Source organism: Burkholderia reimsis (genome assembly GCF_003294055.1).
Classification (GTDB): domain Bacteria; phylum Pseudomonadota; class Gammaproteobacteria; order Burkholderiales; family Burkholderiaceae; genus Burkholderia; species Burkholderia cepacia.
Window position 1 is genome coordinate 147568 of record NZ_QMFZ01000018.1, and the last position, 10369, is coordinate 157936.

The 10369-nt window shown below is 60.3% G+C and carries 10 protein-coding genes; 3 read left to right on the forward strand and 7 right to left on the reverse strand.

Annotation, left to right across the window (positions count from 1 at the left end; all coding sequences use genetic code 11):
- Window positions 1-34 precede the first annotated feature (34 nt).
- The 4 genes from DPV79_RS21410 to DPV79_RS42715 form a co-directional block, all read right to left on the reverse strand.
- Window positions 35-1027: a YqaJ viral recombinase family nuclease gene (locus tag DPV79_RS21410; RefSeq protein WP_113046411.1), complete on the reverse strand. Its 993-nt coding sequence runs from the start codon at window positions 1025-1027 to the stop codon at window positions 35-37.
- 74 nt (window positions 1028-1101) lie between these two features.
- Complete coding sequence (locus DPV79_RS21415; RefSeq protein WP_113046412.1) at window positions 1102-2070, reverse strand: DUF932 domain-containing protein; 969 nt, start codon at window positions 2068-2070, stop codon at window positions 1102-1104.
- 93 nt (window positions 2071-2163) lie between these two features.
- Entirely contained in the window at window positions 2164-2649 is a 486-nt protein-coding gene (locus DPV79_RS43410) for a hypothetical protein (protein ID WP_244321786.1), read from the reverse strand.
- Window positions 2642-2788, reverse strand: coding sequence for a hypothetical protein (locus DPV79_RS42715; protein WP_165843544.1), 147 nt, complete (start codon window positions 2786-2788; stop codon window positions 2642-2644). Before DPV79_RS42715 ends, DPV79_RS43410 begins: the two co-directional genes overlap by 8 nt.
- 340 nt (window positions 2789-3128) lie before the next feature.
- Between DPV79_RS42715 and DPV79_RS21425 the strand changes: the two genes are divergently transcribed.
- The 3 genes from DPV79_RS21425 to DPV79_RS21435 are packed head-to-tail and all read left to right on the forward strand — an operon-like array spanning window position 3129 to window position 7838.
- A complete protein-coding gene (locus DPV79_RS21425; RefSeq protein ID WP_113046413.1) occupies window positions 3129-5198 on the forward strand; it encodes an ATP-dependent nuclease in 2070 nt (689 codons plus the stop codon).
- On the forward strand, window positions 5191-6927 hold the full coding sequence (locus tag DPV79_RS21430) for a UvrD-helicase domain-containing protein (protein ID WP_113046414.1): 1737 nt from the start codon (window positions 5191-5193) through the stop codon (window positions 6925-6927). The genes DPV79_RS21425 and DPV79_RS21430 overlap by 8 nt, the downstream gene beginning before the upstream one ends.
- Before the next feature lie 14 nt (window positions 6928-6941).
- Window positions 6942-7838: a bacteriophage abortive infection AbiH family protein gene (locus DPV79_RS21435; RefSeq protein WP_113046415.1), complete on the forward strand. Its 897-nt coding sequence runs from the start codon at window positions 6942-6944 to the stop codon at window positions 7836-7838.
- Window positions 7839-8112: 274 nt separating this feature from the next.
- On the opposite strand, the gene DPV79_RS21440 is transcribed toward DPV79_RS21435, so the two are convergent.
- The 3 genes from DPV79_RS21440 to tssG form a co-directional block, all read right to left on the reverse strand.
- Window positions 8113-8574 carry a hypothetical protein gene (locus DPV79_RS21440; RefSeq protein ID WP_341867611.1) on the reverse strand — a complete coding sequence of 154 codons (462 nt, stop codon included), beginning with the start codon at window positions 8572-8574 and terminating at the stop codon, window positions 8113-8115.
- A 111-nt stretch (window positions 8575-8685) separates the two neighbouring features.
- Window positions 8686-9795, reverse strand: coding sequence for a type VI secretion system protein TssA (gene tssA, locus DPV79_RS21445; RefSeq protein ID WP_113046416.1), 1110 nt, complete (start codon window positions 9793-9795; stop codon window positions 8686-8688).
- A partial coding sequence (tssG, locus tag DPV79_RS21450) for a type VI secretion system baseplate subunit TssG (RefSeq protein WP_113046417.1) occupies window positions 9792-10369 on the reverse strand: 578 nt, incomplete at its 5' end. The genes tssG and tssA, both read right to left, overlap by 4 nt.

Below are 10369 nucleotides of genomic sequence, written 5' to 3' on the forward strand. Positions count from 1 at the left end.
TGGACCTCTAACTAAAATGATTGGGGATATCGGATCAGGTGGAGACCAGGAAGCGTCGGGACCCCTGCTTTGACGTGGCGTACTGCTGCTCGAGCTCCGGGTGATCGGCCAGCAGCCGTTTCAGATCGACGGCAGATGAATCCTTGCTGCGTCTGAACGAGGCTTCGCCGGTCTCGAACACCGCGCGCGTCGCATCGCCCATCGCCTGCTGGATCTGCTGTTTCAGCTGCGCCTCGATTGCCTGACGCGCCTCGATTTCAGCCCGTACCGCCACCAGGTCAGCGAATACCGACGAGAGGTTGCGGTCGTCGCTGAAATCGATCGTGCCGCCGTTTCCCGGATACAGATGCCGCAAGGCCCGGTCTGCTGACTCCGATCCATCCGCCGGAGGCGGTGTGTCGGTCTGGACGTATTTCCAGAACTGCGCTTCGAGCTGGATGAGCCGGGCGATGAGCGCGTCGTCACGCTCTATGCGATGCACTTCGAGCGCCTGTCCGCACAGCAGCACGGCGACGTGCGCCGCAGTCTTGCCGGTGACGGCCAGCTGGTGCTGCACCTGCAGTTCTATGTACTCAGGTACGCCGTCGCGCCAGAGCCGTGCGCCGAATTCTCCCGCGGTCTTGCACTCCAGGATCTGGACGTCACGGGCACCGACGATCTCCCGATCGAGGTTGGCGAGCATGAAGGGAATAGTGGAATGCCTGAGTACGGCATTGACCTTGCGCACGCGATTTCCTGTCGTCTGCGTGTAGACGGCTGCAACAATCGGCTCAAGCAGCGTGCCGAAATATGTGGGCGAAGTGGTGTCGGTCGGATCGGGACGGGGTAGCCCTTCCGAGCGTCCGGTCTTGTCCAGCCATAACTCCAGCGGGCTCATGTAAGGGTTCAGACCGACTGCCGCCGCCGCGTCCGATCCGCCGATCCCCGATCTTCTGACCTCGAGCCAGTCGGCGCGGGGAAGATCCTTTGTTTCGACAAGACGCAGCGCGGGGCGGCGAGTTCGTCCTGTGGTTTCCTGCAAAGACATGGTGACCTCCTGAAAGCGGAAACGCCCGGCGGGGAGAACCCGACCGGGCGTCTATGCCGTGGTGGACAATGAACTCACGCGACGAGCTTCATGGCTTCTTCCCACGCGCGAGCTTTGAGCGTAGCGCCCGCGCCAAACCACGACGCGTCACGCCGATGATCATCGCTACGTGCGCGCCGATGGTGGTCTGCGTATTCAGTCGCAGCGTTCAGCAGCCCCCATGCCGTGCCGGATGCGGAAGCGAGATCCGAGCCCATGCCACGACCGGCGTAGAGCTGGCCGACCGCCTTGATAGCCCGCTCGTTGACCGCAATCGCATCGCGTTCCGCGCCATTTGTGGCGGGGTACGTCAGTACGCGTCGCAGGAATTTCTCGGCTGCCGCGTCGGACACCTTGCATTCCGACAATGCTTTCATGCGAACCATGAAGGCATCCCACGAAGAGATACAAATGCCAAGCTGACGTTTGACAGCGGCGGCGTCGAACTGCGAACGATGTGGGACCTTCACCGCCCCCGTGCCCTCACCCAGAGCGATCGACAGGGTGTTGTTACACACCACACGAACGCTGCAAAATTGTGCGGTGGTGGCAAGCGACCCGTCGCAGGCTGTCGCAAGGAGCAGATATCCGTTCACGGTATCGCGGCCCTTGAGGGTGGCGGACTGGCCCGTTTTCGCGAGCGCCCACAGCTTGCGGCCTTCGCGTAATACACCCGCGGTTTCGAGTTCGAACCCCGAGTAATCGGTAAGGTCGCGATAGAACTCCAGTATTTCGGCAGGCTGGACAACCTGGTAGCGCGCTGAGACAACGGACAGGGCTGCTTTCGTGTCCGAACGATAGAGGACCTTCTGTTCGGGGAAGGCGTGAATCGAGCCGAGGCTTTTGTTGCCGGCGGCGACGAAGCGCACTTCGGCTTCTTCAATACTCCAGTCCATGCCAGCGGCCTTTTGCCAGACTTCGAGCGGCTGTTTGGGCGCGAGTTCGTTGCCGAGACCGTGCCACGGTTCCTCGCCTGTAAACGCCATGGTCTGTACGAGATGCATTTTTTGGATTCCTGTGAAAAGAAGTGCATAAAGCCCGGCACGCGCCGGGCACCGAGATGAAAGGAACGAAACGGAAAGGAGATAGACGAAGCGTCAGCCAGGACGAACGGTAAAGGTGCGTCCGCAGGCCAGGCACCGCCAGTTGTCGAGGCACTTCAGGTCGAGGGCTTCGCCGAGTGCGGCGCCGGTCGCGCAGCCGGCGGCGCCAGCCACGAGTCCCGCGAGTATCGCGCCGGCAACGCTGCCGCAGACGGCTCCGAGAGGACCGCCGAGCATGCCGATGGCCGCACCGGTCTCGGCACCGGACAGCGACGCGGTGATTGCACTCGTCGCGCCCGCCGCAGCACCGACGGCGCTGAAGACGCGTCTTGCGATATGCCGTTGCTCGGTGCGAAGTGACTCGCATGACGGACACGGCCAGACGAGGTCCCCCTTGCCCGGGCGGTAGCGCGGCGATTCGTCTTCGTCGGGGTCTGGCGGCTGACGCTGATGGTGAAGCCGGTGAAGACTGGCTTGCCACGCGGGCTCTTCGTCTTCGTCCCCCTCGCCATATGGCAGGAATGGCGGACGGTTATGCATGAATGGCAGGCTCGCACGCGCGGGCATGGACATCGCGTCGGACCTTGCCGACATACTTGCAGTGGCACGCGGCCACGAGCGCACCGCTGACAAATGCGAGCGCGAAGGCGGCAAGGTAATCGAGAGGGGTGGGAAACATCGTCTTGCTCCTTGAACGGGGAGGGACGCCGGAACACGACCGTACCGACGAAGCCGCAGGATCGAACCGGGCTCGCAGCAGTTATATGTGTCCGAGTTTCTTTTGAATCTTCGGAGGGCTGGTGATCGGGATCGTGGACGCGATCTGACGCCAGGTCGACATCGGCTAGTCACGTCCTGTCCGAACCTGGTAGCAATCAAGGTACTGACCAGACACTTATGTGGAAATCGTGGCTGTGACGTCGAAAAATATCATTGAATCGACCGCGCTCAGCGTATGGCATTTATGAACTACCATACGCAAAACCAACGCATCAAATTGCCGGCGCCCGGGGGAATAAATGAAGCTGCGTCATGTTCAGATAAAGAACTTCCGTCTTCTCTCGGATGTCGACCTTGCTTTGGAAGATCTCACTACAGTCGTCGTGGGCCGCAACAACAGCGGCAAGACGTCGCTTTCCGAAGTCATCCGACGGCTACTCGCCGATGGCAGCGCGCAGTTTCAGCTTGAAGACTTCTCAAGCGCCTGCTATGAGGGCTTTCGTCTAGCCTGGGAGGCTCGGAGCAACGACGAACACGACGATATCGTTCGTGCGCTCATCCCCTACATCGAGCTGCGACTGACCTTCCAGTACGATCCGAATCAGCCTCAATTGGGACCGCTGAGTCCTTTTGTCATCGACCTCGACCCTGACTGCACCGAGGCGCTTGTAGTTGTCCGCTACGAGCTGAAAGACGGCCAGCTTTCCCAGCTTTTTGATGGCCTGCCACCGACGCCGTTGTCTGCCGAAGCTCGACTAACGTTCTTTCGTACGTTGCGCGATCGAATACCAGGCAATTATGCGACGTGCATATGGGCAGAAGACCCCAATGACGCTGGAAACCAGCGCCAGCTCCTTCCCAACGCAGTGAAGGGTCTGGTCAAGACGGGTTTCATCAACGCGCAACGTGGCCTTGACGACGTCACGTCGCGAGAGTCGGACGTCCTTGCCAAGACTGTCGAGCTTCTTTTCGCAACTGCCTCATCGGCTTCGGCAGATGCGGCCGACAAACAGATCGCAGATTCCTTGACGGAAGCCGTCCAGGGTATTCAATCGCAGATTGATACAAACTTCGGTGGACAGCTAAAGGGACTGATCCCTGCCCTGAAGAGCTTCGGGTACCCAGGATTAGGCAATCAGGAACTGCATACTGAGACCCTTCTTGACGTACGAAAGCTGTTGTCCAATTTCACGAAAGTTCGTTACGCCGGCTATAGCGGTGTCGCGTTGCCTGAATCGTACAACGGCCTCGGTGCGCGGAATCTGATCTTCATCCTCCTGCAGTTGGCGGGGTTCTACAAAGCCTTTCGCGCCGAAGCGACGGCCCCGGGTGTCCATCTCATTTTCATCGAGGAACCTGAGGCGCATCTGCACCCCCAGATGCAGGAAGTATTCATCCGGCAACTCGCCAAAACGGCCCAATTGCTGGTGGAGAGTACCGAAGATAAGACACCCTGGCCGGTCCAGTTCGTCGTTTCTACGCATTCGTCGCACGTCGCAAACGAAGCGGGCTTCGAAAGTATCCGTTACTTCCTCGGACGAGACGTGCCAGGAGCGCAACCAGGCGTCCGGCAGACCAGGATCAAGGATCTGCGCAGGGGGCTGGATGGCGTTTCTGAGCCCGACAAGAAGTTCCTTCACCAGTACATGACACTGACGCGTTGTGATCTCTTTTTTGCAGACAAGGCCATTCTGGTTGAAGGCTTGAGCGAGCGCCTTCTTTTGCCCGTCGTCATCGGGAAACTCGAAGAGACCGAGCCTGATTCACCGAAGTTGTCCAGCCAGTACGTCACCACGATAGAAGTGGGGGGCGCGTACGCGCATTTGTTCTTCAAGCTTCTGGCATTCCTCGAACTCCGCAGCTTGATTATCACCGACCTTGACGCCGTGGAAAAAGCGGGTGGTTCGGCGTGCGAGGTCCACAAGGGAACGTATTCAAGCAACGCTTGCCTGAAGGCGTGGTTTTCGGATGACGATCCATTCACCCTGGGGGGACTGTTGGCCAAGGGCGAGGCCGACAAAATAAGAGAGGGCAATTGCATCGCCTATCAATGTGCGGAAGTGGAAGGCGGTCCATGTGGACGGACGTTCGAGGACGCCTTCATCCTCGCAAATCAGGCGCTGTTTGGGCTGACGGGCAATACCAGGGAAGAGTTGGAGATCGCTGCCCGTAGCAAGGCAGCAGAATTCAAGAAATCGGACTTCGCGCTCAAGTATGCCATTGAGGAGAAAGGGTGGAGCGCCCCCAGGTACCTTGTCGACGGCGTGCGATGGCTCGCAGCCGGCATCGAACCCGATCTGTCCGATCCTGCGCTGGCCCTGGCAGCAGACGCTATCGTTGCAAGCGCGGAGGCCTCTCCTCATGGCTGATATCCAGTCTCCCGCCGAGCTGGCGAGTCGACGTGCCCTCGACGCAATGTTTCGATGCCTGGATGAAGGACGGAGTTTCCGGCTCGAAGCCGGAGCTGGTGCGGGCAAGACATATTCCCTGATCAAGGCGTTGCAGTATCTCATCGAGCGAAACCGACATGGTTTCCCGAAAAAGAATCAGCAGATTGCGTGCATTACATTCACGAATGTTGCCAGGGACGAGATTGCTGCTCGTACCGACAAGAGCCCATTGGTGTACTGCGAGACCAACCACGCCTTCTGCTGGTCCCTGATTAGCGGTTTCCAGAAGCAGTTGCGGTCCCTGGTGGAGGCAATGCCGCATTGGCAGGAGCGACTTGCAGAGGTCGGCGGCGCGCTCGGCAGCCGCGGGGTCGAGTACAGCCTGGGGCACCGCTCAATTCGCGAGGACCGTGTATCGATTCACCATGACGATGTGCTGCCCCTCACGATTTCCCTGATGGAGCACCTGAAGTTCCGGCGGATGGTTGCAGATCGCTTTCCCATCATTCTGGTGGACGAATATCAGGACACTGACAGGGATTGGGTCGAGGCGATCAAGCGGCTTTTTTTAGGCAATCCGGATGGACCGCTGTTCGGCTTCTTCGGAGATCACTGGCAGAAGATCTATGGCGATGGGTGCGGCCGGCTTGAGCACGTGTCCGTAACGGAGATTGGAAAGGAAGCCAACTTCCGGTCGGTCAAGACGATCGTGGATTGCCTTAACCGGATGCGGCCCGAGTTGCGCCAGGAAGTCAAGGACCCGGATTCCGTGGGTCAGGTGAGCGTTTTTCATACCAACGACTGGGTGGGGCAACGCAGAACCGGCGGACATTGGGGCGGCGACCTTCCGGCCGATGTCGGTCACCAGGCACTTGAGCACGTCAAGGAGGTCCTGGCGCAGCAAGGATGGGATCTTGCGCCCGAGAGCACGAAGATCCTGATGTTGACGCACAGGCTGCTCGCAAACGAGCAGGGATACACGAGCCTGCCAACTGTATTTCGCTACAACGACGCCTTCACCAAGAAGGAACATCCGCATATCGCATATCTCGTCGATGAACTCGAACCGGCTTGTGACGCGTTCGCGGCAAACCGGTTCGGGGCGATGTTCGAGGCACTCGGCGGGACGACTCCACTTCTTCGCAGCCATGCGGACAAAGCGGCCTGGCACAATGCAATGACCCGCGTCCTGGAGCTTCGCGCGACGGGCACTGTTGGAGACGTGATCGATCATCTCATTGACCAACGCAAGCCCCGGCTTCCTGACGCGATCGAAAAGCGTGAGCGCGAACTACGCGACTTCGATCGGGCGGCCGGCGAAGAGATGCCGGAAAGGCTTGCCGAAGTCGAGCGGCTGCGCGCTGTTCCCTACGCGGAGATATCGGCGTTGCGGGCTTACCTGGACGGCCATTCGCCCTTTGAGACCAAGCACGGAGTGAAGGGTGCCGAATTCGATAACGTCCTGGTTGTTATCGGTCGGGGATGGAACCAGTACAACTTTGGCGAGATGCTCGGGTTGGCGGCGGGACAAGCGATTCCGGCCGCGAGGGAGGAGTCCTTCGAGCGAAACCGCAATCTGTTCTATGTCGCGTGTTCTCGCCCCAAACTGCGCCTTGCACTGCTATTCACCCAGTTACTGTCGCCGGTGGCGATGGGCACGCTGGAACAATGGTTTTCGCCCGAGAGCGTTCACGCCGTCGTGCTCTGACCGGAGACCCATCGATGACATCCCGTACGCTTTACGTGATCGGAAATGGCTTTGATCTTTGGCACGGTATCCCGTCGAGCTACTCGTGCTTTAGGGATTACGTACGGCTGCATGGTCGTGACGTGTTCGACGCCGTGGAAAGCTATCTGCCCGCTGGCGAGAGCTGGAGCGACCTGGAGGCGGCGTTTGCAGAGATTGATGTCAATCACGTCATCGAAAGCCTTGGGCACTTCATGGGGTCTTATGGAGACGATGACTGGAGCGATTCCGGCCATCATGATTTTCAATACGAAGTCGAACGCGTCGTCGAGCGTCTTTCCAGAGAGCTGCGCTTTCTTTTCGGCGAGTGGATACGGCAACTACCGATTCCGACGGTGACAACTGTTCCGCGGCGTTTGCGTTTCCTGGGCACAGACGCAATCTTCCTGACGTTCAACTACACGACGACATTGCGTGAAGTATACGGGGTGGCCGATGCCGACGTCTTCCACATTCACGGCAGCGCAGATTTGCCGGATAGCGAGTTGATTCTCGGGCACGCCTGGCATCCCGAAAGCCGTCGGTCGCTCAATGATCGGCCCGACATCGAGGACATCGACGTCCGCCTGGCGGAAGCGCACGACATCCTCGACGAGTATTTTTCTAAGACTTTCAAGCCTTCAGCCCAAATAATCCAGGCTCACGGCGATTTCTTCGCGCTGATGCGTGATGTTAAAGAGGTATTCGTACTTGGTCATTCATTGTCCTACGTCGATGCACCGTATTTCGACGCAATGCTTGCTGTACCCGGGCTGCGCACGGCGCGTTGGACGCTGGCCTGTCGCGAAGACGCTGAAGAAAAGTCCAAGCGCCTCTATGCATTTGGCATAGCGCCATCCGCCGTGCGCGCCGTGTCATGGGATGCTCTCTAACTATGTTCCACCCCCCGAGCTACGGGACGGGATTATTCCGGAGCCGGTCTACCAAAGTGCGTCTGCTGCCGTGGCAGGAGAGATGTCAGATATTCGTTCAAACACGGGAGCGAACAGCGCGAGGTAACCAACAAGGGGGCAAATCCGAAATCGCTAGGTATTTACTCGCCCTGTAACTCGCCCTACGTAGTAAGCCTCTCGTGGTTAGCATTACCGGCGCCGTCATACCGGTATGTTGTCATGCCTTGATGCCCGCTCATGCCTGCGACAAGCGTCACTGTGGATTCGAGGCAGCCTGCCCCGAGAGCGCGCGCCCAGCCTGGTCAATAAGCGATGATGCCGTGCCCACCGCAATCGCGCGGTCGACACCGGAGGTCTGCCAGTGACCATCGCTATCGCGTGCAAACTGCAGTTCGGCGTGAAGGGTTGTGCCCCCATCGCCGGACTCGCCACGCTTCAGGACGATGCTGACGCTGCAGGTGAAGGCCTCGACACCGTTCGAGCTTCCCGTTTTCGCGCAGTCGCCATCGGGCTTTACCGACGCGACACCGTCGGATGTGGGTAGCGGGCTGCCGGCAAGCGCATTCAGACCGCCCCTGTTTTCCGTATGCAGCGCCCGACGCACAGCGCCGTCAATATCGGCTGCGCCTGGTCCCTGATGCAGCCAGTTGCAGGCGGCGAGCAAAAGACTGGAGGCGAGCGTTGTGACGGCAAGTCGGGTCAGTTGCATGTGCATTCGTATCTCCATCCTTTCAGGATAATTGACAATGAGCCGATTACATGGCGGCAACCGGCGGAATCCGGGTTCGTAACGCGATCGGCCAACTTCCTCACCACGTGCGTGCGGTCACGACGCGCCATCCGCCTGCTCCCATTCAGCCAGCAACTCTGTGGGAATGGCACGCACGATCTCGGCATAGCGTTTGCCGACGAACTGTTCGGCACGTTTGAGCAACACCGGAATCGGGCTGCTCGGTTCATGAGTCTCGAACCATGCGCGGGCTGTGCGGATCGAGGCAAGCGCCGACTCACGATCCGCCGGCGGCGCAGAGCCGGATTGCACCGTCGTGCTTTCGGGAACAGCAACAGGTGCTGCATACACCGGTTCAGGCGGCATTGCCGCATCGCCTTCCTCTGATTCGTCGGTTGCCGAAACAGGTTCGGTGGATGCCTCGACCGGTTGGGCCGCAATCACCTGCGCGGGCGTGCCCAACCGGCCGAGCAGCCGCGTCAGCGGCGACAGATCCGGCTGGTACGCTCCGAGATGACGGGTGCACCACTCATCGATCGCTGCAAGATTCGCGACCGCGTCGTCAAAGCCCGCCATGACTGCGGGTTGGTGCGTGCGCAGGTCATGAAGCTGCTGCGCGACCGAATCGGGCGCGAGCGCATCGGCCGGTCTCGGATGTGCAAACGCGCGCTCGACGTCGCGGACCTGCAGGCGCGTCACGGTCGATTTCGTGAGCACGAGTTCCCGCACGTCGGCCAGCAGCCCCTCGGGATCGGCGAGCGCCTGCAACGCGTTCATCCGCATTTCGAGTGCAGCGTTGCGTTCTGCGTCGATGTCCGGCTGCGGATGAACGTTGTCCGCGAACGCCTCAAGCCAGGCGGCGAGCAGCCCAGTGCCTTCCGCGAGACCCGATGCGCCAGCCAGTCGCGTGCGGCAACGGGTGTAAAGCACGGCGACACGGACGTCCTTGGTGCGCATCATGAGCCGCCGGCAATCGCGCTCGACTTCACTCCAGTTGACGGGATCGGGTGCGCCGACGAATGCGCCATACTGCACGTCCTGTCTGGGCGCCGCGTTCGCGAAGAGCACGACGAAATCGTGGTCGTATTCGAGGTCCGGACCGCATGGCCCGGCGTCGCTCACAGGCGTGAGCCAGTCGTGATGCGGTGCGCGCCCGGCAGGGGCAATGCCTGAGTCTGTCCGCTGGATGGATGGTTTCTTGCTCATGGTCGATCTTCAGATTCAGTGGCGCGGCGATTGAAGTGCCGAACGTAGCGCTCAGGCTCGAAACGCATGCCGGTAATCGGTTTGTGGGGGCTCGGGCGGCCCAGCCATCCCGACCAGCCCATGCGCTGCTGGCCGCCCATCACTGCGGGCGGCGCGCTTTCGGGCCGGATGCGCAGCTCGAGTTCCCATTCCAGTTCATGGCCGACGAACGCCCGCACCCATTCAACGAGCCGCGGCAGATCTTCGCCCTGCGGTGTGAAGCGTAGATAGGCGTCGAGATCGACCGGCCCGATGACGATACGGAACCGGTGCTGGCGATCCGGCGCGACGCGGCCCAGCATGGCGCCGTGTCCCATCGTCGCGGCCGGCCCCGGGCGGCCCATGCGTCCCTGATCAGCGGGATCGATCGCGATCCAGTGAAACACGTTCTCCTCGATCACAACCGGCACGCCGAAGTAGTGTTCGAGCGTCGCGCGCAGTCCGTCCGGATTGCGCGACTCGCGCACGAGGTGCGCCGAGGCTGCGAGTCGCGCATGCGAGGGCAGGGGACGCTGCTGGATTTCGTTGACGTCCT

What these genes read in the sequence shown, in the direction of transcription:
- DPV79_RS21410 (WP_113046411.1), bottom strand. Translation starts at nt 1,027, where the DNA reads ATGTCTTTGCAGGAAACCACAGGACGAACTCGCCGCCCCGCGCTGCGT.
- DPV79_RS21415 (WP_113046412.1), bottom strand. Translation starts at nt 2,070, where the DNA reads ATGCATCTCGTACAGACCATGGCGTTTACAGGCGAGGAACCGTGGCAC.
- DPV79_RS43410 (WP_244321786.1), bottom strand. Translation starts at nt 2,649, where the DNA reads ATGCATAACCGTCCGCCATTCCTGCCATATGGCGAGGGGGACGAAGAC.
- DPV79_RS42715 (WP_165843544.1), bottom strand. Translation starts at nt 2,788, where the DNA reads ATGTTTCCCACCCCTCTCGATTACCTTGCCGCCTTCGCGCTCGCATTT.
- DPV79_RS21425 (WP_113046413.1), top strand. Translation starts at nt 3,129, where the DNA reads ATGAAGCTGCGTCATGTTCAGATAAAGAACTTCCGTCTTCTCTCGGAT.
- DPV79_RS21430 (WP_113046414.1), top strand. Translation starts at nt 5,191, where the DNA reads ATGGCTGATATCCAGTCTCCCGCCGAGCTGGCGAGTCGACGTGCCCTC.
- DPV79_RS21435 (WP_113046415.1), top strand. Translation starts at nt 6,942, where the DNA reads ATGACATCCCGTACGCTTTACGTGATCGGAAATGGCTTTGATCTTTGG.
- DPV79_RS21440 (WP_341867611.1), bottom strand. Translation starts at nt 8,574, where the DNA reads ATGCACATGCAACTGACCCGACTTGCCGTCACAACGCTCGCCTCCAGT.
- tssA (WP_113046416.1), bottom strand. Translation starts at nt 9,795, where the DNA reads ATGAGCAAGAAACCATCCATCCAGCGGACAGACTCAGGCATTGCCCCT.